Here is a 23,797-nt window from a genome sequence, read left to right as displayed (position 1 = left end):
CTAATCCATGTGCCATAGTTTCCGGGATATCGCGGCAAACAGCGAACATGGACGAGGCACGATGGCACAGAAACCCGGCAGTCAGAGCAAACCTGACCTTCCCCCCTATTTCAACATAGATCCGAAGCGCGCGGCAGAAAAGCTCGCCGACCCGATCGACACGGCCCGTTTCGCCAAGGCGGCGGCCTTCGCCACGCGGGGCCGCGACGACCTCGCCCGGCGCGGCTATGCCCCGGATGGCGAAAAGCGGCTGCGGAAGTTCTCGACATGGGAAGTCTGCAAATACCTGATCCCGGTGAACCCGGCCCATCTTCGGCGGGTGCTGCGGCAGAACCCGGACCTGCCCCAGGGCGACGGCGAAGGCGGGTCGAAGTGGTTCACGCTGGACGAGATCCTGATCCTGCGCGACCACTTCGCCGAGGAAGGCGCGAAGGATCGCGAGTACCGCGCATGGCGGCCCGAGGGTCTGCCGGCGAAGGTGGTCGCGGTGGCGAACTTCAAGGGCGGTGTCGGCAAGACCAGCACCTCGGCGCATCTCGCGATGTCCGCCGCTCTGGACGGCTACAAAGTCTTGGTGATCGACCTCGACAGCCAGGGCTCGATGACCTCGATCATGGGCGGCAAGGTCGAGGACGAATGGCAGACGGTGTTCCCGATGCTGGCGCGGGACTATGCGCTGCACCTCCAGGAAGAGAACCGCATCCGCGAGGCAGGCGGCCAGCCTCCGATCCCGTTCGACGAAACCCTTAACGAGGCTTTAACGGTTTCGCCACGAAACCTCGTCCAGAAGACCCACTGGCCCAACATCGACCTGATCGGCGCCCAGCTGAACCTGTACTGGGCCGAATTCCAGGTCCCCGTCTGGCGTATGCAGGCCCGTGGCTGGCCCCTGTGGGACGCCCTGCTGAACGCGCTGGACGAGGGCGGGATGCTGGATGACTACGACATCATCCTGCTCGATACCCCGCCCGCTCTTGGCTACCTGACGATCAACGCCCTGTCGGCGGCGGATATCCTGCTGGTTCCGCTGGGGGCCTCGTTTCTGGAGTTCGACAGCACCGGCAGGTTTTTCGACATGATCTACTCGACCTTCGCGTCGATCGAAGAGGGCGAGAACCGGGCGCGGCGGCAGGGGGGGCTGCCCGAGATGCGGTTCGAGTGGGATGCCGTGCGGGCGCTGATCACGCGGTTCGATGCGGGGCAGCAGACGGATCTGGCGAACGTGATCCAGGCCTATTTCGGAGACTTCATGACCACCTACCGGCAGGAAGTCACCGCGATGGTCGGGCAGGCCGGCGAGCAGGTCAGCGGCATCTATGAGACGGACTATCGCGACTTCAACCGGGACACCTATGTCCGCGGGCGAGAGACCTTTGACCGGACCTGGGCAGAGGTGAAGGAAGTGATCCTTGGCACGTGGTGGCGCGATGCCCAGATGGCCGAGGCCGAGAAGGAGGCCGTGTGAGATGGCGAAGCGGAGAAAGCTGGAAGCACCCTCGGCCGAGGATCTGAGCAAGCTGGAGCAGGAGTTCAGCGCCACGCCCGGACGGGGGCCGATGGCGGCTCCGATTGCGCAGGTGGCGGCGGAAAGCGCCGGGCTGCATGACCCGCGCGGGCCCGAGGAGCGGGCCGAGGCGGCGAAGCACAAGGCCGACGCCGAGCGGTTGCGCGACGCCGAGGGCCGGGGGCTGGTCATGCTGGAGCTGCCCATCGAGACCATCGACGCGGATGCGCTGGTGCGGGACCGGGTGGTGTTGGACGCGGAGGAGATGCAGGAGCTAAAGGCCTCGATCACCAAGGGCGGGCTGCGGCTGCCCATCGAGGTGTTCGTGCGGCCGAACGAGCGGCTGGGGACCGAGTACGGGCTGCTGTCGGGCTACCGCCGGCTGATGGCCTATCGCGACCTGTTCGCGATGACCGAGATGGACAAGTACCGCACCATCAAGGCCGTGATCCGCGACCCCGAAGCGATGGGCGGCACCTTTGCCGCGATGATCGAAGAGAACGAGATCCGCGCCTCGCTGTCGCATTTCGAGCGGGGCCGGATATCCGTCATCGCCGTTCATCAGGGCGCCTTCGAGACGACCGAGGCGGCGGTGAACGCGCTGTTCCCGGCGGCGTCCAAGGCGAAGCGGTCGAAGATCCGGTCCTTCGCTTTGATTTTCGAGGAACTGGGCGACATGCTGACCTTCCCCGAGATGCTGAAAGAGAAGGACGGGCTTCGGCTGGCGGCGGCGCTGCGTGAGGGGGCCGAGGAACGGCTGCGCGATGCGCTGGCCGAGCGGACGCCCGAGACCCCGGCGGAGGAAGCCGAGATGATCGGGTCGGCGCTGGCGGGCATCGAGCTGAAGGCGGACCCAAAGCGGGGCGGGCGGCCGAAGGCGGTGAAGACGGGGCCGGTCAAGGAACTGTCGACCGGGCTGACGTTGCAGGCCGAGGAAGACTCGCGCGGGTGGATGATCCGGCTGCGGGGCAAGCGGGTGGACCGCGAGTTGGTGCAGGTCGCCATGGCGGAACTGGAGCGGCTGCTGGACCGTTGATTCACGCGGGCTGACGCATTATGTGTCATTCTGTGTGAATGGAGGCCTTGCCCATGTCCATCGTCGATTATCAGTCCGACGGGCTGTTCCAGCCCGAACGCATCGCGGCGGCGCTGCTGACCACGCGGGACGAGATCGCGCGGACGGTGGGGCTTGGCCGCGATGCGGTATCCCGGCGCGAGCGGGTGAAGTCGGCGCGCACGCAGCGGCGTCTTCGCGAAATGCTGGAGATCGTGAACATGATGGCGCCCCGCGTCGGCGGCGAGGCGATTGCCTATGCGTGGTATCGGTCCGAACCGCTGGACGGGTTCGACGGCATGACGGCGATGGACCTTGTGCAGGACGGCCACGCCGACTGGGTGCGCGACTGGATCCTGTCGGTCGATGCGGGCGTGTTCGCCTGACGATGGACTATCGCGGGCCGCTGTTCCGGGCGCTGCACCCGTATTACGCGCGCGAGCCCTTGTCGGGCGAGGGCGCGCGGCGGTTCGGCGGGCGGTTCAACCGGCAGGGCAGGGCGGCTTTGTACCTTGCCCGCGACTTCGAGACATTGCGCTATGAGATTGCGCGGGGCGGGGCGTTTCAGCCCTCGGTCATCGTAGAGTTTCGCGCCGACATCTCGGGGCTGTTCGACGCGCGAGACGCCGGTGCATTGGCGTCGGTCGGGTTTGCCCCCGACAATCTTGGCGACCCGGCATGGCGGTTGCGGATGCACCGGGGCGAGCGGGTGCCGACGCAGGATCTGGCCGAGACGCTGATAGGGCAGGGGCACTGTGGCATGGTCGTGCGCAGCTTTGCCCGAGGGGCGCGGGCGGACAGTGCAAACGTGGTGCTGTGGGGCTGGGGGCAGGGGACGGCGGCGTCGCTTGAACTGGTCGACGATGACGGGCGGCTGGGGTAAATCTGTTCCCATTCCGTTCCTGCTCTGCTAGCTTGGATCAAACCAAGAACAAGCGGGCCAGGAAAAGCGGGGCAGGGGGCATGGACACGGCCTATCTCGACAAGCTGAACGACAATCAGCGGGCGGCGGTGACGCATGGCGTGGGCGACGGTGTGCCCCCGGCGTTGCTGGTGATCGCGGGGGCGGGGTCGGGCAAGACCAACACGCTGGCGCACAGGGTGGCGCATCTGCTGGTGAATGGCGCCGATCCCCGGCGGATCTTGCTGATGACCTTTTCACGGCGCGCGGCGACGGAACTGACGCGGCGGGTGGAGCGGATCACGGGCGCGGCGATGGGCAGCGGGTACGCGGCCGAGGCGCTGACATGGGCGGGGACGTTCCACGGGATCGGGGCGCGGATCCTGCGCGAGAACGCGGAAGGCATCGGGCTGGCGCCGGATTTCACCATTCACGACCGCGAGGACAGCGCCGACCTGATGAACCTGTGCCGTCACGGTCTGGGCCTGTCGCAGACGGAAACCCGGTTTCCGGCGAAAGGTACGTGCCTGTCGATCTATTCCCGCGCCGTGAACGCCGAAGAACCGCTGGCCGAGGTGCTGACCCGGCATTTCCCGTGGTGCAATGCGTGGGAGGCGCAGCTGAAGCAGCTGTTCGGCAACTATGTGCGCGCCAAGCAGGAACAGAACGTGCTGGACTATGACGACCTGCTGCTGGCCTGGGCGCAGGTGATGTCGGACGAGGCGTTCGCCGCGCATATCGGCGGTCAGTGGGATCACGTGCTGATCGACGAATACCAGGACACCAACAAGCTACAGTCGCGTATCCTGATGGCGCTGAAACCGGACGGGCGGGGGCTGACGGTGGTGGGCGACGACGCGCAGTCGATCTATGCCTTCCGGGCCGCGACCGTGCGCAACATCCTTGATTTTCCGCAGTCGTTCCAGCCTGCGGCGGACGTGGTCACGCTGGACCGGAATTACCGGTCGACGAAACCGATCCTCGAGGCGGCGAACGCAGTCATCGGACAGGCGCGGGAGCGGTTCACCAAAGACCTGTGGAGTGACCGCGACAGCGCCGAAAAGCCCAAGTTAGTAACTGTAGCCAACGAGGCGGATCAGGCGCGCTATGTGGCCGACCGGGTGCTGGCGGCGCGGGAAGAGGGGATGCGGCTGAAGGATCAGGCGGTGCTGTTCCGCACCTCGAGCCATTCCGGCCCGCTGGAGGTGGAACTGACCCGGCGCAACGTGCCGTTCGTGAAGTTCGGCGGGCTGAAGTTTCTTGATTCCGCGCATGTGAAGGACATGCTGGCGATGCTGCGCTTTGCCCAGAACCCGCGTGACCGGGTGTCGGGGTTCCGCGTGTTGCAGCTGATCCCCGGCGTTGGGCCGGTGGCGGCAGGCAGGGTGTTGGACGCCATCGACATCGCTCCCGATCCGCTGGCGGGTCTGGAGGCCGTCGAGCCGCCGCCGCGCGCCGCCGCCGACTGGCCCGGTCTGGTCGAGACGCTGTGCGGGCTGAAGGGCTGGCCCGAGGCCATCGGGCGGGCGCGGGCGTGGTACGATCCGCATCTCGAGCGGCTGCACGAGGACGCCGAGTCGCGCAGGGGCGACCTGTTGCAGCTAGAGGCCATCGCGGCGGGCTATCCCAGCCGCGAGCGGTTCCTGACCGAACTGACGCTGGACCCGCCCGAGGCGACCAGCGCGCAGGCCGGCGTGCCGTTGCAGGACGAGGATTACCTGATCCTGTCGACGATCCATTCCGCCAAGGGGCAGGAGTGGAAGTCGGTGCACGTGCTGAACGTGGTCGACGGCTGCATTCCGTCCGACCTTGGCACCGGCACCACGGACGAGATCGAGGAAGAACGGCGGTTGCTGTACGTGGGCATGACGCGCGCGAAGGACAGTCTTTCGCTGACGGTGCCGCTGCGGTTCCATGTCACCCAGCAGACGCGGAACGGCGACCGGCACCTGTACGCGATCCGGACCCGGTTCATCCCGAAAGAGATCCTTGGCCGGTTCGATGCCTTCGCATGGCGGCCCGAGGGGGCAGGGGGCGCGCCGACCCCGGCGCCCGCGCGGATCGACGTCGCGGCGCAGATGCGCGAGATGTGGGGCTGAAGCGGGGGTCTGGCAGCCGCCTCCATTGCCTTTGATCAAATGATATGTCAGACGTTCTCGTAACTTGCGGAACGTCTGGCCCGGTATGGGCGTGGGTGGCGCAGGGCACGGAACAGGGATTTTACACATCATGCGACGCGTCATCAGATCGGCAGCCATCGTTTCCATGGACGACGAGATCGGGACGCTGCCGAAGGGCGATATCCTGATCGAGGATGACCGCATCGTGGCGGTTGCGCCCCGTCTGGATGTGGACGATGCCGAAGAGATCGACGCGCGGCACATGATCGTCATTCCCGGGCTGGTCAACGCGCACAACCACCTGTGGCACACGATCCTGCGGGGCGTCGGCGGCGATTTCGTCGGCTCGGATTACTACAAGTACCTGCAGGGCGGGCTGGCGCCGCTGTACACGCCCGAGGATCTGCACGTTGCGTTGCGGTTCGGCGCGCTGGCGCAGATCGATGGCGGCACCACCACGCATTTCGAATGGTGCCACAACACGCGGACGCCCGAGCATACCGACGCCGCAATCGACGGTCTGCTGAAGGCCGGTATCCGCGGCGTGTTCGGGCATGGCACGCTGAAGCCCGAGCCGAAGCCGGGCGAGCCGCATTTCTCGGAGGTGCCGCATCCGCGTGCCGAGGTCGAGCGCATCCGAAGCGGCGCGCTGGCGGCGGACGACCTGCTTGGGCTGGCGCTGTGCATCCTTGGGCCGGATTACTCGACGATGGAGGTCTGCCGGCAGGACTTCGCTTTGGCGCGGGAACTGGACGTGGTGTCCAGCGCGCATATCTGGGGGCGCGGCAACCGGATGGTGGCGGGCGGGTACAAGACGCTGGCGGCCGAGGGGCTGATCCCGCCGAAGCACAACGCGGTGCACGGGAACTACATCGACGACGCGGAGATCCGGGTGCTGGTGGAGCATGGCGCGACGATCACGGCGACTCCGCCGGCCGAGATCCGGGGGCACGGACGGCCCCCGCTGGTGTCTCGGGTGGCCGCTGCCGGGGGGCGTCCGAGCATCGGGAACGATGGCGAGATGTGTTTCGTCGGGAATATGTTCGAGACGATGCGGCTGAGCCTTCAGGTGCAGCGTCTGTACGACAACATCGCGCAGCAGCGGGCGAACGACGAGGCCCGCGAGGCGGCGGGGCAGCCGGGGAACCTGAAGACGATCGGGACCGGCGGCAGCGTGTTCGACGTGACCAGCGTAAAGACGCTGGACGCGCTGCGGTGGGCGACGCTGAACAACGCCGCGGTGATGGGGCTGGATCACAAGGTCGGGTCTTTGACGCCGGGCAAGCAGGCGGACATCGTGATGCTGCGGCGGCGGGACATGAACCTTGCCCCGGCGATCAGCCCGCTGGATACGGTGGTCGCGTTCGCGAACTGCAACAACGTCGATACGGTGATGATCGCGGGGAAGATCCGCAAGCAGGGCGGCAGATTGGTGAACGAGCCGGAACTGGACGCGTTGCAGGACGAGATCGCCGAGCGCGCGTTCCGACTAGTGGACGAGGCCGGGTTCCCGGAATTGATCCGCTAAAGCGCGGTTTAGAGACGGTGATGATGCAGCGACGCGCCATAGTTGCGCGATAGCGTCTCATAGATCGGCCGGGCCGGGGGCAGCAGGAACCCGTCCGCGATAAGCTGGTCGGTCGCTTGCAGGATCGCGGCGGTATAGCTTTCCGGATCGGGGTACAGCTGCGGGATCGGCGGTCTGGGGTCGCCGGTCAGCGCGGCCTCTTCCGCCGTTTCGGGCAGCGGGATGTAAGCCCCCATGAACGAGAAAATCATACCATGCCCGTGGCCCCGGTCGCGGAGGTTCCAGCCCGTGTAGCTGCCAAGCGGGGCGCAGACCATCGGCGCGGCCAGTCCGCCCCGGTCGTTGCCCAGTGCGTCGGGAGCGGGGACGAGGACGGCGTAGCTGTCGGCGCCGCGCTTCGGCGGGTGGCTGACGGCGTCGCCGGTGGCGTAGCCCGCGCCGTAGTCGGTGAAGGGCAGGGCGTTGGCGTCCGCCGGAAGCAGGGTGCCGGGGATCTGCGGAAAGCTGTCCCGGTAGGCCTTCGCCGTCACCAGCGAGCCATCCGCGACGGTGGGGATGCGCGACGGCGGCGGGGCGGTGTCCTTGGCGATCCAGTTCCGCATCAGGGTCAGCGTCGCGGGGAAGAAGGGCGCGGTGTAGACGTTGTTGAAGAACTCGCGGCAGGGGCCCTTCACCGGTTTGGCGACGCGGGTGTCGGCCCAGTGCTGCGAACTGGACCACGTGTAGACGCGGACGCCGTCGGGCTGCGGCAGGTCGTTGCCCTGCGTATCGGTGTGCACCAGCGAGCCACGGCGATACCAGTATTCCGAGCCGGTGTGGGTGTGGATCACCTTCGGGTCGGTTTCGGGGTGCTTCAGGATGGCGTCGGTGCGGCCTGTGATGTGGTCGGTCGTCTCGGCATAGGAGAACGGGAACTGGTCCGACGGGTTCTGCTGATCCTCGTACTGCCGCGAGGCGGCGACGACGAGGTTGGTGAACCGGTTCATGTTGGTTTTGCCCGCGCCCGAGATATGCGGAAGCATTCCGTCGAACACCGGGCGGCCCGCGTGGTCGGCGTTGAAGCCCCGCCAGAGGAAATCTCGGATCGCGCGGCCGGATTGCGAGCGGCCCCAGCCGATGGTGTGGCGGATCGCGCCGGCCAGAGGGTTGCCGGTGGTGGCGTGGCGCAGGAAGGCGACGGTTTCGGCGGCCAGCACAAAGCCCATGTCCAGCGCGATGGCACCGGTGGCGTCGTATTCCAGTTCGTGAATCCAGCCGGGGCGGAAGCCGTCGAACAGGTGGATATGCGAGGGGCAGGGGACGATGGCCTGTTCCGCCGCCATCACGTCGCCCGCGCCGAGGCCAGAGGCGTCGCCGTCGATCCGCTCGAACGCCCATGCGTCAGGGGCGATCGTTTCGCGGGGGGCGTCGGGAAAGCGGCGTCGGGTAAGTTTCGCTTGTTTAGTGTCTGTTTTTGCCGCCGGATAGCTGCGGGTGCCGGTCTTGGTGGACAGCGGCAGAAAGCGGGTCTTTTCGTCCTCGACGATGAATTCGGCGGCGATGCGGGTGGGGGTGTCGTCGGTGTAGCCGGGCAGGCGGCAGGTCATCCGACCGTCGCCGCGCAGCACGTCGCCCTGCCACGCCACGACGCAAAGGGTATAGCCCTGAGCCATCAGCCAACCGTCCCCGGCGTCGGCGGCGGTGCGGGGGGTGTTGCCGGGCGCGCCCATGTTGAAGAACTGAAGCGCGCGCTTGTTGCCGCGATTGATGAACTCGAACAGCAGGGTGCCGTTGCCTTTGGCGGGGTCGGCGGGGGTCATCAGGAACACGTCGGCCTCGGCCCGGATGCGGCCCTGCGCGTCGGTCTCGATCCGGTCGGCGTGGTAGATGCCATCGGCGCCTATCTCGTCGGGCCGGATCGCCAGAAGGGCGCGGCCAGTGATCAGGCGGTATGGGCCGGTGTCACCGAAGGACGCACCGCCGGCAAAGGGGGTGTCGGTGGCGATGTCGAGCTTCAGCAGGTCGGTCATGGGTCAGGACTTTGCGGACAGGGCGTCGGTAAGCCGGGCCTTGATCAGCCCGGCAGAGGCGGCGAGCGGCGTCAGCGCATGAAACGGGATTCGCCGGGCGTCGCGCAAGGGCACGGGCAGGGTATCTGCGGGTTCGCCCATCGCGGCGCGGGCGAGGGTGCGGCCCAGTTGCGCCGTCATGGCGATGCCGCGCCCGTTGCAGCCGATGCCGCCGAACGCGCCGGGGCCGAAACTGTAGATCCGGGGCAGGAAATCGGGGGTCAGGGCGGCGACGCCGGTCCAGACGACCTCGGTTCTGGGGATATTCGGCAGGGACAGTTCCTGCGCCAGCCGTTCCGAGATGACGCGGCCAAGTCGCGCTTTTGCGCCCAGCGGCACGGCCGCCATGCCGCCCGAGATCAGGCGGTTGTCGCGGTCGAGGCGGTAGGTGAACAGGTTCTTGCGGGTGTCGCCCACTGGGCGGCGGTCCGGGGCGATGCGCGCGACGGTGTCAGCGTCAAGCGGCGCGGTGGCGATCTGGTAGACGCGCAGCGGAACGGTGGTGCGGCCAAGCCGACCGGCGGCGCCGGTGGTGAAAGCGTTGGTGCACAGCAGAACCTTGCCCGCGCGAATCCGGTTGCCGTTCACGGTGGCGGTCCAGCCGTCGCCGGACTGCGCCAGGCTTTTGACCGGCGCGCCTTCGTGAACGGTGCCGCCATGGCGGCGAACGGCATTGGCAAGGCCGAAGAGGTAGTCGAGCGGGTGGATCGTGCCGCCGCTGTCGTCCAGCAAAGCGCCTTTATAGAGCCTCATTCCGGTCTGTTGTGCGATCTGGTCGGCGGACAGGAACCGCACCGGGCGACCGCGCTGGCGCCATGTGTCGGCACGGGCGCGCAGCATCTCGGCGTCTGCTTCTGTCGCGGCGGGGTTCAGCCAGCCGGTCTGCGCGGCGTCGCAAGCGATGCCCTCGGCACGCGCCGTTTCGAACACGGCGTCGGCACCGGTCGACACGAGGTCGAGAAGCGCGCCGCCCTTGTCCTCGCCCAGCTTGGCGATCACCGCCTTCGGGTCCATCAGCGCGAAGTTCGGCACCACGAACCCGGCGTTCTGGCCGCTGGCCCCTTCGCCAAGCTGCGACGCCTCGGCCACCGCAACGCTGTGACCCGCCATCGCCAGTTCGCGGGCGGCGGTCAGGCCGGTGAAGCCGCCGCCGATGACCAGCACGTCAACGGTGTCGGGCAAGGCGGCGTCGCCGGTGAATGCGCCGCGTGCGGTGCGGCGCCAGAGGGTGTCCTGGGGGTCGGGTAGGGTCATTCGGGCATGTCCGGGATTGATGCGGCGGTCAAAGCGCCAGTTCGCCGGCCCGCAGGCAGGCAACGCGGCGACCGTCCAGCCTTTCGAGTTCCGGCAGCGCTTCGGCGCAGCGGGTCTCGGCGTGGGGGCAGCGGGTGCGGAAGGGGCAGCCGGAGGGAGGGTTTGCCGGGTCCGGCAGTTCGCCCAGCGGCGGCGGCGTCTCGGCGGCGTCGATGTCGAGGCTTGGCACCGCCTCCATCAGCATCTTGGTGTAGGGGTGGCGGGGGGCCGCGAAGATCTCGTCACGGGTGCCGATCTCGACGATGCGGCCAAGGTACATGACGGCCACGCGGTCGGCCATGTGGTCGACGACGCCAAGATCGTGGGTGATGAACAGGTAGGCCAGCCCGAATTCGTCCTGAAGGTCCTTCATCATGTTCAGGATCTGCGCCTGAACCGAGACGTCCAGCGCCGACGTGGGCTCGTCGCAGATGATCACCTTGGGCTTGGTGGACAGGGCGCGGGCGATGGCGATCCGCTGGCGCTGGCCGCCGGAAAATTCGTGCGGGTACTTGTCGGCATCTTCGGGCGACAGGCCGACCTGCGTCAGAAGATCGGCGACCATTTCGTTCAGACGCGCCGTCTTAGTCTCGATTCCCAGCACGCGGATCGGTTCCGCGATGCTGCGGCCCACCGTCCAGCGACCGTTGAGCGAAGAGTAGGGATCCTGAAACACCATCTGCACGTCACGGCGGGCGGGCAGGCCCATGCGGGCGATCGCCTCCATCGACTCGCCGGCGTAGCGCACCGTGCCGTCGGTCGGGATTTCGAGCCCCGAGACGCAGCGGGCGACGGTGGACTTGCCGCAGCCGGACTCGCCCACCAGCGCAAGCGTTTCGCCGGGACGCAGGCGGAAATCGACGCCGCGCACGGCGGCGACGCGGCGGGGTTCGATGCGCAGGGCCTTCTGGATGATCGAGGCGCTGCGGCCATAGACCTGTCCCAGGCCGTTCGCTTCGAGCAGCATCTGTTGGTCGGACATTACGCGTCTCCGTCGAGGGGGTGGAGGCAGGCCGCCGGGTGGGTCGTCGCGCCGGTCATCTCGGGCACGGCGAGGCGGCAGGCGTCGGTCGCGCGGGGGCAGCGGTCCGAGAACGAGCAGCCGGGGGGCAGGGCGCCCGGGCGCGGCATCGCGCCGGACAGCTGGGGCAGGCGATGCTGGCGGCGGCCGATCTCGGGGATCGAGCGCATCAGGGCCGAGGTGTAGGGGTGGCGCGGGGCTTTCAGCACGTCGCGGGTCGGGCCGGTCTCGACGATGCGGCCCGCGTACATCACGGCGACGCGGTCGGTGGCCTGCGCGATCACACCCATATCGTGCGTGACAAGGACGGCGGCCAGCCCGCGTTCACGGCAGAGCCGGCGGAACAGGGCGATGATTTGCGCTTGAATAGAGACGTCCAGCGCCGTTGTCGGCTCGTCCGCGTACAGCACGTCGGGGTCGCCGGCGAGGGCAAGGGCGATCACCACGCGCTGCCGCATGCCGCCGGAGAATTCGTGGGGGTAGCTGTCCAGCCGGTCCCTGGCGCCGGGGATGCCGACCTGTTCCAGAAGCTCGCGCGCGCGGTCGCGGGCGGCGCGGCCACGCAGGGCGGTGTGGCGCACGATGGTCTCGACCAGTTGGTCGCCGATGGTGAACACCGGGTTCAGCGAGGTCAGGGGGTCCTGGAAGATCATCGCGATCCGGCGTCCGCGCAGGTCGGTCATCCGGGTCTGGGACAGGGTGTCGATGCGGGTGCCGTCCAGCGTCACCGATTCGGCCGAGACGTGCAGCGGCGGGCGCAGCAGGCCGGTGACCGCGTTGCCGGACATCGATTTGCCCGCCCCCGATTCGCCGACCATGCCAAGGATTTCGCCCGCGCGCAGGTCATAGGAAATGTCCTGGACGATGGGGGTGGTCTTGCCGTCGCGGCGCAATTCGACGGACAGGTTGCGCACCGAAAGGACGGGCGCTGCCGTCGGGAGTCTGTCTGTCGCCATGCGGTAGTCTTCGCTGCCTTGCGCGTTCATCGCATCCGCTCTTTTAGATTCTGCGCCTTTCGGCCCGGTCATCGTGACCACACCCGCGGCATTCGATCAATTTTTCACCGTTTCAGACTGCGTCATGGCTGAATGAATGTAAATAGGCTTGATCAAATGATCGTTTTAGCGATGATCAGACGCAACGAACAACAAATTCGCCAACAGGAGACAGCGATGCTTAACAAGTCCTTCACCCGTGCCGCGGCGCTTGCCGTCGCGCTGGCGCTGCCGATGGCCGCGCCGGCCGCGACGCTGAATTACGCCGGGACGACGACCGCCCTGACCTTTGATCCGCACGCGACGAACGACTTCGTCACGACCGCGCTGGCGCGCCAGACCTACGAGACGCTGGTCGAGCTGGGCCCGGACATGTCGCTGGTGCCCGGCCTTGCGACCGCTTGGGAATACGTAGGCGACTCGACCTGGCGCCTGACCATCCGCGAGGGCGTCACCTTCCACGACGGCACCCCGATGACGGCGGCAGACGTGGCGTTCTCGATCAAGCGCCAGTCGACCTCGAAGCTGTATTCCTCGATGTTCGGCAAGGTGACCGACGCGGTCGTCGTCGACGACACCACCGTCGACATGATCACCGCAGCGCCGGATGCGGTGATGCCCGCCAAGCTGACGCGCCTGTTCGTGATGTCCGAGGCGTGGGCCGCCGAGCATGGCGTGACCGAGATCCCGCAGCTGGGCTCGGAAAGCGCCGAGGCCTATTCCCTGCGCCACGCCAACGGCACCGGCCCGATGATGCTGGAAGAGCAGATCCCGGGCGAGCAGACCACCTTCGTCAAGTACGAGGACTGGTGGGGCGAGTTCACCGGCAACGTCGACCGCGCGATCTACACCGCCATCGGGTCCGACCCGACCCGTCTGGCCGCGCTGCTGTCGGGCGAAGTCGACCTGATCACCAACCTGCCGCTGCAGGATATCGAGCGGGTGACCGGCACCGAGGGCTTCAAGATCGAAGAGACGCCGCAGCGCCTGTTCATGGAAATCGAGATGGACGGCACCCGTGACGTTGCGCTGGCCACCTTCGACAAGGACGGCAATCCGCTGGACGCCAACCCGTTCAAGGACGTGCGTGTGCGCAAGGCGATCCGCATGGCGATCGACCAGAACGCCATCATCGAACGCATCATGCGCGGTCACGCCAGCCCCGTGTCGCTTCCGGGTGCGCCGGGCTTTTATGGCTATGCGCCCGAGATGGAGCAGCCGGTGACCGTGGATGTCGAGGGCGCCAAGGCGCTGCTGGCCGAAGCCGGCTATCCCGACGGGTTCAAGACCACGCTGAACTGCCCGCTGGAGCGCTATGTCAACGCCGAGGAAATCTGCCGCGCCTCGGCGCAGCTTCTGGCGCGGATCGGCATCGACGTGACCGTGAACGGCATGGTCTGGCCGGAATTCGCCAAGATGCTGGTCAACGGGCCCGACAGCTCGTTCCACCTGATCGGCGCCGCCGGTAACTCGGGCGACCTGCAGGACACGCTGATCGCCATCGCCTATACCCGTGGCGACGGCATGGGCGCGAACAACTGGGCGCTGTTCAGCAACCCCGAGCTTGACGCCGTGGTCGACGAGCTGTCGCAGACCTTCGATCTGGAGAAACGCGACGAGCTGTACGCCACCGCGATCGGCATGGCGCAGGACTCGGTGCATGCCGTTTATCTGCACCAGCCGGCGATTACCTGGGCGATGAAGGACAACGTCGACATCTACGTTCGGGCCGATACCTCGGTTCAGCTAAAAGACGTGACGGTCAGCGAGTAATCCTTACCCGTGGCAAACACTGGCCTCGCCCGGCGCGACCGGGCGGGGCCACAGACCCAAGAAAGAGACCGCCCGCATGTCGCTTGCCTTTTTGACCCGGCGCCTGTTCCACGCCTTCCTTGTCGTCTTCGTCGTCAGCCTGATCGCGTTCCAGCTTGGCAACGTCATCGGCGACCCGGTGTCGGCGATCCTCGGGCTGGAAGCCACCGACGAGGCCCGCGCCGAACTGCGCGAGGAACTGGGGCTGGATGACAGCTATGTTCAGCGGTACGTGCGGTACATCGACCGCGCTTTGGACGGCGACTTTGGCTTGTCCTACAAACAGCAGCGCCCGGCAGGCGAGATCATCGCGGAACGGTTCCCGGCGACGGCGGAACTGGCGATCCTGGCGCTGATCCTGTCGCTGATGCTGGGCATTCCGCTGGGCGTGGTGGCGGCGATCTGGCGCGAGAAATGGTGGGCAAGCCTGCTTATGACAGGCTCTATCATTGGTGTTTCGCTGCCGACCTTCGTGATCGGCATCCTGCTGATCTTCCTGTTTTCGGTCCATCTTGGCTGGCTGCCATCCTTCGGACGCGGCGAGACGGTGGACCTTGGTTTCTGGACCACGGGCCTTTTGACCAAGTCGGGGCTTCTGGCGCTGATCATGCCTGCGCTGTCGCTGGCGATCAGCCAGGTTGCGCTGGTGGCGCGACTGGTGCGGGCCGAGATGCTGGAGGTGCTGCGGATGGATTATATCCGGTTCGCCCGCGCGCGCGGCATCAAGGACCGCGTCGTCCACTTCCGCCACGCCTTGCGCAATACGCTGCTGCCGGTGATCACCGTCAGCGGCATCCAGATCGGCTATCTCGTGGCGTTCGCGGTGGTGGTCGAGCAGGTGTTCCAGTGGCCCGGCCTTGGCACGATGTTCCTGTCGGCGCTTACCGAGTCCGACATTCCGATCATCACGACCTTCCTTGTGCTGATCGCGCTGCTGTTCGCGGTGATCAACCTGATCGTCGACCTTCTTTACGCGGTGTCCGACCCGCGCGTTCGACTGGCGAAAGGATAAAGGCCCGTGACTCCGACCGCAGCCCTGCGCGGCCACGCCCGCGCCCTAAGCCGCAAACCCGCCGCGCTGATCGCGCTGTGCGTGCTGTCGTTCATCGTGTTATGTGCCGTCTTCGCGCCGCTGGTGGCGCCGACGGACCCGTATGACCTTGCCTCGCTGGACCTGTTCGCCAGCCACCTGCCGCCGTCGTGGGAACCGGGCGGCGATCCGCGGTATCTGCTGGGCACCGACAGCCAGGGCGCGGACCTGTTGTCGCTGATCATCTACGGCACCCGCACCTCGCTGAAAGTGGGCGTGATGGCGGTGTCGATCTCTGTCCTGATCGGTTTGGTTATGGGTCTGCTGTCGGGGTATTTCCGGGGCTGGCTGGAAACCATCATCATGCGGGCGGCGGACATCCAGTTCACCTTCCCCGCGATGCTGCTGGCGCTGCTGATCGGTGGCCTTGCCCGCGCGATGCTGCCGGTGTCGCAGCAGGAAAGCGCGGCGATCTATATCGTGGTGCTGGCGCTTGGCATTTCGCACTGGCCGCACTTTGCCCGCCTTGTCCGGGCGGCGGTGATCTCGGAAAGCGGCAAGAATTACGTGATGGCGTCACGGCTGGCGGGGCGGAAACATATGTCGATCCTGTTCCGCCACATCCTGCCGAACTCGCTGAACCCGGTGTTCGTGCTGGCGACGATGGACATCGCCTTTGCCATCATGACAGAGGCGACGCTGTCGTTCCTCGGCTTCGGAATGCCGTCCAGCCAGCCTTCGCTTGGGACATTGATCAAGGTCGGATATGGCTATCTTTTTGCCGGCGAATGGTGGGTGGTGGTATTTCCCTCTGCCCTGCTGATCGTGCTGCTGGTCAGCCTGAACGTCTTTGGCGACTGGCTGCGCGACAGGCTGGATCCGAAATTGCGATGACGGGATAGAACCAAGATGGATAGTGCCGCCCCCTTCAAGCCGGTCCGGACCCGCCAGACGGTGCAGGACCAGATCTATGACCAGCTGCGCACCGCGCTGGTCAACGGGGCCTTCGAGGCGGGCGAGAGTTTCACCATCTCGGCGATGGCGGACAGGTTCATGACCTCGCACATGCCGGTGCGCGAGGCGCTGCGGCGGCTGGCGGCAGAGAACGCCTTGCGGATCTCTTCGACGGGAACGGCGGTGGTGCCGGATCTTGACCGCGCGGAACTGGCGCAGATCACGCAGGCGCGGATGATCATCGAGCCCGCGACGGCGCGGATCGCGTTCGACCACATCGGCGCGGATGAACGGGCCGAGCTGGGGAAGATCCTTGAGAAGCACCAGACCTGCGGCGAGACGGGCGACGTGGTGCTGATGCTGGAGTGCAATCGGCATTTCCACTTTGGCATCTACCGCGCTGCCGGGAACGACGTTCTGATCAGCCAGATCGAGAACCTGTGGCTGCGGTCGGGCGCCTATGTCCGGTTCCTGTCGGACCGGATGGGAGAGCTTTTGCAGACCAGCTACAAGAAGGGGTTCGCGATGTATCACGAGGTGATGCTGAAGGCGCTGGACGATGGCGACCGCGACGCCTTTGTCCGCACCATGGGCGAGGATATCGAGGCGACGCACAACCTGGTGACGGATTTCCTGACCGAGAACGAAGGGCAGGGCGGGTCTTGAAGCTGACCTGTCTTGGGACCGGCACGCCCGGCCCCTCGGCGCGCCGTGTGAGTTCCGGCTATTGGCTGCGGACCGCGGATCGGTCCGTTGTCATCGACCATGGCGGCGGCGCGCATCAGCGGTTCATCGAGGCGGGCGGTGTGCCGGGCGAGATCACCGATCTGTTGCTGACGCATCTGCACTCCGATCACGCGCTGGACGTGCCGCGGCTTGTGATGACGCGCTGGGACCAGCAAAGCGACGCGCCCGCGTTGCGCGTCTATGGCCCGCCGCCGGTGGCGCAGTTCCTTGACCGGCTTTTCGGCTCTGAAGGGGCGTTTCGTCCCGATATCATCGCCCGGCGAGAGCATCCCGCCAGCCTTGCGATCTTTGCCGCGCGGGGTGGCAAGGGGGTGCGGCCGCCGCTGGCCTACGAGGTGACGGAGGTGGCGGCGGGCGACGGTTTCCAGCTTGGCGAGGTGGCCGTCACGGTCGGGCACGCCCAGCACTTCGCGCCGCATCTGTCCTGTCTTGGCTACCGGTTCCGGTCCGGCGACGCGGACCTGACCTATACCGGCGACACCGGGTATTGCGCCGAGGTGGTGGACTTCGCCAAGGGCACCGACGTGATGATCACGATGTGCCAGTACCTGCACGGCACGCCCTTGCCCGACGCGGCACGGGCCACCGCCGCCAGCCATCTGGAAGCCGCGCGCATGGCCGAGGAGGCCGGGGTGGGGACGCTGGTGCTGTCGCATCTGTCCGAGCAGTTCGACGACCCGCTGCTGCGCGCCCGCGCCCAGCAAGAGATGCTGGCGGTCTATGGCGGGCGGATCGTCTGGGCCGAGGACGGGATGACGCTGGACCTGTCGCCGGATGCGACGGTCGGCCGGTTCGACTGACAGCAGCGAAACGAAAACGCCCGCCGCGTGAAGCGACGGGCGGTGCGTTCGGCGTTGGCCGCGCTTAGTTCATGCGGTTCCGGTAGACCTTGCCCGACTGCATGATGAAGGGGATGTTCTCGCCCTGACCGTCCAGCAGCGTGATGTCTTCCAGCGGGTTGCCGTCGACAAGGATGATGTCGGCCAGCGCACCCTCGGCGATGCAGCCCAGCTTGCCTTCCATCTGCAGGATCTTTGCGTTGACCGAGGTCGCGGAGCGGATCACGTCGACCGGCTTTTGCACCCGCGCGCGGATCACGAATTCCATCGACTGGGCATATTCCATCTCGCCCATCAGGTCGGTGCCGAAGCCCATCGGCGTGCCCTCGGCCTCGCAATGTTCCAGCAGGTGAATACCGCCTTCGTTCACCTCGTCCAGTTTCTGCATCACGTAGGGAGACAGGCCCAGCTTGTCGCCGTGGATCTTGGTCACCTCGTAGCAGACCAGCGTCGGCACCACGAAAGCGTTGCAGTCGCGGACGACGGCGGCGGTCTCGCGGTCGATCAGGTTGCAGTGCTCGACGGTGCGGACGCCGTTCTTCACCGCGCGCTGCACGGCGGTCGAGGCATAGGTGTGGGCGGCGACGTATTTGCCCTTCGCCTCGGCCTCTTCGACGGCGGTGCGGATCTCGGCTTCGGAGAACTGCCAGTCCTCGATCGCGTCGTTGGGCGAACCGACGCCGCCGGAAGCCATCAGCTTGATGTGGTCGGCACCCTTGCGCAGCTCGTCGCGGACGACCTGCCGCATTTGCTCGGTGCCGTCGACAAGGCGGTGGGTGAATTCGTGACCGTTGGCATAGCGGTTGCGCACAAGGTCTTCGTCGGTCTTCATCCGGTGGTCGCCGTGGCCGCCGGTCTGGGTCAGGCCGGGGCCGCCGATGAAGGCGCGGGGGCCGGGGATCAGACCCTCGGCCAGACCCTGACGCATGCCGAAGTCGCCGCCGCCGACGTCGCGGACGGTGGTGAAGCCGCGCTCGACCATGTTCTTGGTACGGGCGAGGCATTTCAGGGTCATCAGCGTCATCGGGTAGTGCGCGCACTGGGCCATCGACAGGTGCGCGGCGAACAGGTGGACGTGGGCGTCGATCAGGCCGGGCAGCAGGGTCTTGCCGCTGGCGTCGATCTCGATATCAGCGGTCAGGCCGGAGCGGCCAGAGGTCACTTCGCGGATGGTGTCGCCTTCGATCACGATATCGCAGTCGGGGATCAGGTCGTCGGAATGACCGTCAAAGACGGTCGCATTGCGCAGGATAGTCAGGGACATGGGGTCTCCGGGAAGGACGTGTAGGGAGTGTTCCCGGATAGTTTGATCAAATGAGCAAACGATGTCAAACTCTGGTCGGTTATTGCATGTCGAACGACCGTCCTGACTGCGCCGGACGGCGATAACTGCCTGATCGTTGGGCAGGATGCCGGGTGGCTAGGGCTGCGCGTCGGGCTGAAGCGTCCCGTCTTCAGCGGTGGAAACTGCCTTGCGGGCGAGGGACAGGAACGCGGTGCGCTCGTCGGGTTCGAGGCCCAGCAGGATTTCTTCCTGAAGGTTCGAGACGATGGGCAGGATTTCCTGGAACACGCGCGTGCCCTCGTCTGTCAAACGGACCTCGCGGGCGCGGCGGTCCTTCTTGCTGACCTTCCGTGCAACGAATCCTTTCTGCACAAGCCGGTCGATCACGCCGCCGATCGTGGCGCGGTCATAGGCGATCAGCGTGGCGACACCGGCCTGATCTATGCCGGGTTGGGCGGCCAGCGCGTCCATCGCCGCGAACTGCACCTGCGTGACGTCATAGCCCGCCTCTTGCATCCGCCGGCTGAAGACCTGTGTCGAGATCTGGTTGAGCCGCCGGATCAGGTGCCCGGCCATTCCGTAGGCCTCCATCACGGCCTCCTTCTGACATCGCCCCGGCATGGTAGGAGCGGGAAAATGATTTGTACACATACTTTCTTGACTCGAGGTAGTAAGTACAGTTATCAATTGCCCATCCCGGGATCGTCCCGGCAGGGAGGAGCGACGATGCAGTACTATGACGACGGATTTCGCGGCGGGGACCCGGACCTGAAAGCGGCGGCGCCGAACCGGCGAGACCGCACGCCTTTCGCGCCGCTGCCCAAGAAGGTCGACGTACTGATCGCGGGCTGCGGACCGGCGGGCCTGTGCCTTGCCGCGCAGTTGTCGCAGTTCCCCGAGATCGACACGATGATCGTGGAGCGCAAGCCGGGCCCGATGGAGAAGGGGCAGGCCGACGGCGTGAACACCCGCACGATGGAGATGTTTCAGGCCTTCGGCTTCGGCGAGAAGGTAAAGCGCGAAAGCTACTGGGTGAACCAGACGACCTTCTGGACGCCGGACCCCGCGAACCCCGCGCATGTGCGCCGCGTCGGGCGGGTTCAGGACGTGGCGGACGATTCCTCGGAAATGCCGCACACGCTTTTGAACCAGGCGCGGATTCACGAGCTGTTTCTGGACGTGATGCGCAAGTCGCCGTCGCGGCTGGAGCCTGATTACAGCTGGTCGGTGAAAGACCTGACCGTCGATCCCACCACCGATGACCACCCGGTGACCGTGACGCTGGAGAACACCGGCGTGAACGCGGGCATCACCAAGACCGTGCGGGCGAATTACGTGGTCGGCTGCGACGGCGCCCGGTCGAACGTGCGCAAGGCCATCGGCGGCGAGTTGCACGGCGACGCCGCGCATCAGGCGTGGGGTGTGATGGACATCCTCGCCAACACCGATTTTCCCGACATCCGGCAGAAGTGCCTGATCGCCTCGGCGACCGAGGGCAACGTGCTGATCCTGCCGCGTGAGGGTGGCTATCTGTTCCGGATGTACGTGGAGCTGGACAAGCTGAACCCGGACGAACGCGTTTCGGCCCGCAACCTGACCGACGAGCACATCATCGCCGCCGCGAACCGGATCATGGCGCCCTACACGGTGGACGTGAAAGAGGTCGTGTGGTGGTCGGTCTACGAGATCGGGCACCGGCTGACCGACCGGTTCGACGACGTGGCCGAGGGCGAAAGCCGCAATCCGCGCGTATTCACCGCAGGCGACGCCTGTCACACGCACAGCCCGAAGGCCGGGCAGGGTATGAACGTGTCGATGCAGGACACGTTCAACCTTGGCTGGAAGCTGGCGCACGTGTTCCAGGGCCGTGCCGACCCAAGCCTGCTGCGCAGCTATTCCGCCGAGCGCTGGGTCGAGGCGAAGCGGCTGATCGACACCGACCACGCGTGGTCGCGCATCATGTCGGCGCCGCCGGGCGAGTCCGAACTGGACGGCACGGACATGCCGCGGATGCAGGCGCAGTTCATCGAGAACCTCGAGTTCACCGGCGGGCTTGCCGTGAAATACGACCAGTCCGCGCTGACCGCCGCGCCGACCCATCAGGCGCTGGCCACGGGCGAAGAGATCGGCCGCCGGTTCCATTCCGCCCCGGTGGTGCGGGTGGCGGACGCGATGCAGATGCAACTGGGCCACGTGGCCGAAGCGGACGGGCGCTGGCGGATCTATGCCTTCGCGGGCCGCAACGACGCCGCGCCGGGGTCGGCGCTGTACCGGCTGGCCGACTGGCTGAAGACCGACCCGGCCTCGCCCGTGGTGCGGCACACCCGGCGCGACGAGGATATCGACGCGGTGATCGACGTGCGGGCGGTGTTTCAGGAAACCTTCGACCAGCTGGCCTATGAGGACATGCCGTCGCTGCTGAAGCCCGAGAAAGGGCCGCTGGGCCTACAGGACCACGAGAAGGTGTTCTGCGTGGATCACAAGGGTCTGGGCGATATCTTCGACATGCGCGGGATCGACCGGGACGCGGGCTGCATGATCGTGGTCCGCCCGGATCAGTACATCGCCAACGTGCTGCCGCTGGATGGCTACGAGGACCTGTCCAGCTTCTTCGCCGGTTTCCTGCGCCCGGTTGGTGAAGGCTGACGGTCTGCCGGGCCCCGGAGCGATCCGGGGTTTACATAATCATGATTACCGGAGTTATCCGGTAATCGACCGCCTCAGCGTCTCGACCGGGGTGCAGCCGAATTTCTGACGGTACTGTTCCGCGAAGCGGCCGAGGTGGAAGAACCCCAGCGACATCGCGACATCGGTGACGCTGGTGTCGGACGTGGGGTGGCTGAGCGCCTGCCACGCGCGGTCAAGCCGCATGTCGCGCAGGACGGTCATCGGTGGCTTGCCCCGGCAGGCGCGGAACGCGGATTGCAGGGCGCGCAGGCTGACGCCGGCCTCGGTCGCGATCTCGTCCAGCGTCATCGGGAAGGCAAGGTTCGCTTCCATGTACGCCTCGGCCAGCCGAACGGCGCGCGGGATGGCGCGGGGGCTGTCGTCGGCGGCGGGCATCGCGTTGTGGCGCTGGGTCTGCAACAGGCCCAGCAGCAGCATCGTCTCGAAATGTTCGGCCATGACGGCGGGGCCGTCGAACAGGTTGCAGCCGTGGTCGGCCTCGCGGATCGCGTGTTCCAGCAGACCGGCGAAGGCGCGGCCCTGCCCCCGTGTCATGTCGGCGGCCCCTGCAAAGCGCAGCGGCGCCGAGGCGGGAAGCCCGAACTGGCGGCGGGCCAGATCCTCGAGCGCGGTGCGTTCGACCTGAAGCATCACTTGCAGGCAGTCCTCGCTCCAGATCATGCAGGTCTCGGCGTCGGGGTTCAGCACGCCGCTGCGGCCGCCGCCGATCTCGTGGACGTTGTCGCCGTTGCTGACCGAGGCGTGGCCGCGGATCGGGAACTGGAACAGGAAGAACCGCTCTAGCGCGCCGGGGGCGATCACGGTCTTCGCGCCGTAGGTCATCACGTTGACCGACAGCGCCCTGCCCTCGATCCGGTTCTGGGCGGCGGCGAAGCCATGGCGGCCCACGACGTCCAGCCGGTGATCGCAATAGACCTGCGCGACACGGGCGCGGGCGTCGTCGATGTCGGTCGACTCGAAGAGACGATAGCGCGACAGGGGCAGTCCCCTGCCCCGCGTGGTCGGGTCCGAGAATGGCCGGGCGTCCTGCATCGACATCTCCCTGAGGGCGGTTGCTTCAGGTTCGAAGCATATTTCTGCGCAATCCGGATACCGCCTTCGCAAGCAGGATAGCCGATGCCGTGGGGAGACCTGCAAGGATTATTTCAAATCCATGACAACACGGGGAGCTGAACATGCGGGGACTGGCGGACAAGGTGGCGATCGTGCCGGGCGGTGCCACCAAAATCGGCGCGGCGGTGGTCGCGGCGTTCCGCGATCACGGCGTGAAGGTCGTCGTCGCCGATATCGACGCCGAGGGCGGCGCGCGGGTGACGGGTGACGGGGTGGTCTTCGTGCGGGCCGATCTGCGGTCGGACGCGGATATCGCGACTGTCGTGCAGACCGCGAAGGACAGCTTCGGGCGGATCGACTTCATCGTGAACGTGGCGGCGACCTATCTGGACAACGGCGCCGAAAGCAGCCGGGCGGAATGGCTGGAAGCGCTGGACGTCAACCTTGTGGGCTCGGTCATGCTGATGCAGGCCGCGCGCGAGGAACTGGCGAAGAGCAAGGGCGCGATCGTCAACTTCGGCTCGATCTCGGCCCGCGTCGCGCAGACCGGGCGCTGGCTGTACCCGGTGTCGAAAGCCGCGATCCTTCAGCTTACGAAGAACCAGGCGATGGATCTTGCGCCGGATGGCATCCGGGTGAACGCGGTGTCGCCGGGCTGGACGTGGTCGAACATCATGGACAGCCTCACCGGCGGCGACCGCGACAAGACCGACAAGGTCGGCGCCGACTTCCACCTGTTCCCGCGCGTGGGTGACCCGGAAGAGGTCGCCAGCGCGATCATGTTCCTGTGCTCGGACGAGGCCAGCTTCGTCACCGGCACCGACCTGCGGGTCGACGGCGGATACACGGCCATGGGCCCCGAGGGCTACACCCCGGCGATCCCGCGGCTGATGGACTGACAATAACAGCGACAAACCAGCAGGAG

Annotated in this window: 20 protein-coding genes; 13 read left to right on the top strand and 7 right to left on the bottom strand. The window is 66.6% G+C overall.

The annotated features are described in order from the left end of the window. Positions 1-61: 61 nt before the first annotated feature. From ACP156_RS24030 to ACP156_RS24005, 6 genes are all read left to right on the top strand, one after another. Positions 62-1,465 (top strand): AAA family ATPase, encoded by a 1,404-nt coding sequence (locus ACP156_RS24030; protein WP_425053893.1) that lies wholly within the window; start codon positions 62-64, stop codon positions 1,463-1,465. A 1-nt stretch (position 1,466) separates the two neighbouring features. Continuing rightward, a complete protein-coding gene (locus ACP156_RS24025) occupies positions 1,467-2,540 on the top strand; it encodes a ParB/RepB/Spo0J family partition protein (protein ID WP_425053892.1) in 1,074 nt (357 codons plus the stop codon). A 53-nt stretch (positions 2,541-2,593) separates the two neighbouring features. Then, complete coding sequence (locus ACP156_RS24020; protein ID WP_425053891.1) at positions 2,594-2,944, top strand: hypothetical protein; 351 nt, start codon at positions 2,594-2,596, stop codon at positions 2,942-2,944. 2 nt (positions 2,945-2,946) lie between these two features. Continuing rightward, positions 2,947-3,441 (top strand): RES family NAD+ phosphorylase, encoded by a 495-nt coding sequence (locus ACP156_RS24015; RefSeq protein WP_425053890.1) that lies wholly within the window; start codon positions 2,947-2,949, stop codon positions 3,439-3,441. A gap of 80 nt (positions 3,442-3,521) precedes the next feature. Next, the gene (locus tag ACP156_RS24010; protein ID WP_425053889.1) at positions 3,522-5,558 is read left to right on the top strand and encodes an ATP-dependent helicase; all 2,037 of its coding nucleotides are present in this window, start codon (positions 3,522-3,524) and stop codon (positions 5,556-5,558) included. Between the two features lie 85 nt (positions 5,559-5,643). Continuing rightward, entirely contained in the window at positions 5,644-7,107 is a 1,464-nt protein-coding gene (locus tag ACP156_RS24005) for an amidohydrolase family protein (RefSeq protein ID WP_425053920.1), read from the top strand. A gap of 8 nt (positions 7,108-7,115) precedes the next feature. On the opposite strand, the gene ACP156_RS24000 is transcribed toward ACP156_RS24005, so the two are convergent. Genes ACP156_RS24000 through ACP156_RS23985 form a run of 4 tightly spaced genes read right to left on the bottom strand, consistent with a single transcriptional unit; the run spans position 7,116 to position 12,425 of the window. Then, a complete protein-coding gene (locus ACP156_RS24000) occupies positions 7,116-9,116 on the bottom strand; it encodes an alpha/beta hydrolase domain-containing protein (RefSeq protein WP_425053888.1) in 2,001 nt (666 codons plus the stop codon). Between the two features lie 3 nt (positions 9,117-9,119). Beyond that, a complete protein-coding gene (locus ACP156_RS23995) occupies positions 9,120-10,409 on the bottom strand; it encodes an NAD(P)/FAD-dependent oxidoreductase (protein ID WP_425053887.1) in 1,290 nt (429 codons plus the stop codon). Between the two features lie 28 nt (positions 10,410-10,437). Next, complete coding sequence (locus ACP156_RS23990) at positions 10,438-11,430, bottom strand: ABC transporter ATP-binding protein (RefSeq protein WP_425053886.1); 993 nt, start codon at positions 11,428-11,430, stop codon at positions 10,438-10,440. After that, complete coding sequence (locus ACP156_RS23985; RefSeq protein ID WP_425053885.1) at positions 11,430-12,425, bottom strand: ABC transporter ATP-binding protein; 996 nt, start codon at positions 12,423-12,425, stop codon at positions 11,430-11,432. The genes ACP156_RS23990 and ACP156_RS23985 overlap by 1 nt, the downstream gene beginning before the upstream one ends. A gap of 216 nt (positions 12,426-12,641) precedes the next feature. Here ACP156_RS23985 and ACP156_RS23980 point away from each other — a divergent pair, with 216 nt between their 5' ends. The 5 genes from ACP156_RS23980 (at position 12,642) to ACP156_RS23960 (ending at position 17,807) form a co-directional block, all read left to right on the top strand. Continuing rightward, on the top strand, positions 12,642-14,237 hold the full coding sequence (locus tag ACP156_RS23980) for an ABC transporter substrate-binding protein (protein ID WP_425053884.1): 1,596 nt from the start codon (positions 12,642-12,644) through the stop codon (positions 14,235-14,237). Positions 14,238-14,313: 76 nt separating this feature from the next. Beyond that, a complete protein-coding gene (locus ACP156_RS23975; RefSeq protein WP_425053883.1) occupies positions 14,314-15,288 on the top strand; it encodes an ABC transporter permease in 975 nt (324 codons plus the stop codon). A 6-nt stretch (positions 15,289-15,294) separates the two neighbouring features. Then, positions 15,295-16,200: an ABC transporter permease gene (locus ACP156_RS23970; RefSeq protein ID WP_425053882.1), complete on the top strand. Its 906-nt coding sequence runs from the start codon at positions 15,295-15,297 to the stop codon at positions 16,198-16,200. Positions 16,201-16,215: 15 nt separating this feature from the next. Next, on the top strand, positions 16,216-16,926 hold the full coding sequence (locus ACP156_RS23965; protein WP_425053881.1) for a GntR family transcriptional regulator: 711 nt from the start codon (positions 16,216-16,218) through the stop codon (positions 16,924-16,926). Then, positions 16,923-17,807, top strand: coding sequence for an MBL fold metallo-hydrolase (locus tag ACP156_RS23960; protein WP_425053880.1), 885 nt, complete (start codon positions 16,923-16,925; stop codon positions 17,805-17,807). The genes ACP156_RS23965 and ACP156_RS23960 overlap by 4 nt, the downstream gene beginning before the upstream one ends. A gap of 64 nt (positions 17,808-17,871) precedes the next feature. Here ACP156_RS23960 and ACP156_RS23955 read toward each other — a convergent pair whose 3' ends face one another. Together ACP156_RS23955 and ACP156_RS23950 are read right to left on the bottom strand one after the other, a co-directional pair. Continuing rightward, a complete protein-coding gene (locus tag ACP156_RS23955) occupies positions 17,872-19,110 on the bottom strand; it encodes an amidohydrolase family protein (RefSeq protein ID WP_425053879.1) in 1,239 nt (412 codons plus the stop codon). A gap of 156 nt (positions 19,111-19,266) precedes the next feature. Next, a complete protein-coding gene (locus ACP156_RS23950) occupies positions 19,267-19,722 on the bottom strand; it encodes a MarR family winged helix-turn-helix transcriptional regulator (protein ID WP_425053878.1) in 456 nt (151 codons plus the stop codon). 135 nt (positions 19,723-19,857) lie between these two features. Between ACP156_RS23950 and ACP156_RS23945 the strand changes: the two genes are divergently transcribed. After that, positions 19,858-21,777, top strand: coding sequence for an FAD-binding monooxygenase (locus tag ACP156_RS23945; protein WP_425053877.1), 1,920 nt, complete (start codon positions 19,858-19,860; stop codon positions 21,775-21,777). A 54-nt stretch (positions 21,778-21,831) separates the two neighbouring features. On the opposite strand, the gene ACP156_RS23940 is transcribed toward ACP156_RS23945, so the two are convergent. Beyond that, positions 21,832-22,851, bottom strand: coding sequence for an AraC family transcriptional regulator (locus tag ACP156_RS23940; RefSeq protein ID WP_425053876.1), 1,020 nt, complete (start codon positions 22,849-22,851; stop codon positions 21,832-21,834). Between the two features lie 143 nt (positions 22,852-22,994). Between ACP156_RS23940 and ACP156_RS23935 the strand changes: the two genes are divergently transcribed. Continuing rightward, positions 22,995-23,771 (top strand): SDR family oxidoreductase, encoded by a 777-nt coding sequence (locus ACP156_RS23935; RefSeq protein WP_425053875.1) that lies wholly within the window; start codon positions 22,995-22,997, stop codon positions 23,769-23,771. Positions 23,772-23,797 lie beyond the last annotated feature (26 nt).

This window comes from Psychromarinibacter sp. S121 (genome assembly GCF_049801035.1).
Classification (GTDB): domain Bacteria; phylum Pseudomonadota; class Alphaproteobacteria; order Rhodobacterales; family Rhodobacteraceae; genus Psychromarinibacter.
The sequence above is the reverse complement of the archived record's forward strand: the minus strand, read 5'-3'. Positions and strand labels throughout refer to the sequence as shown.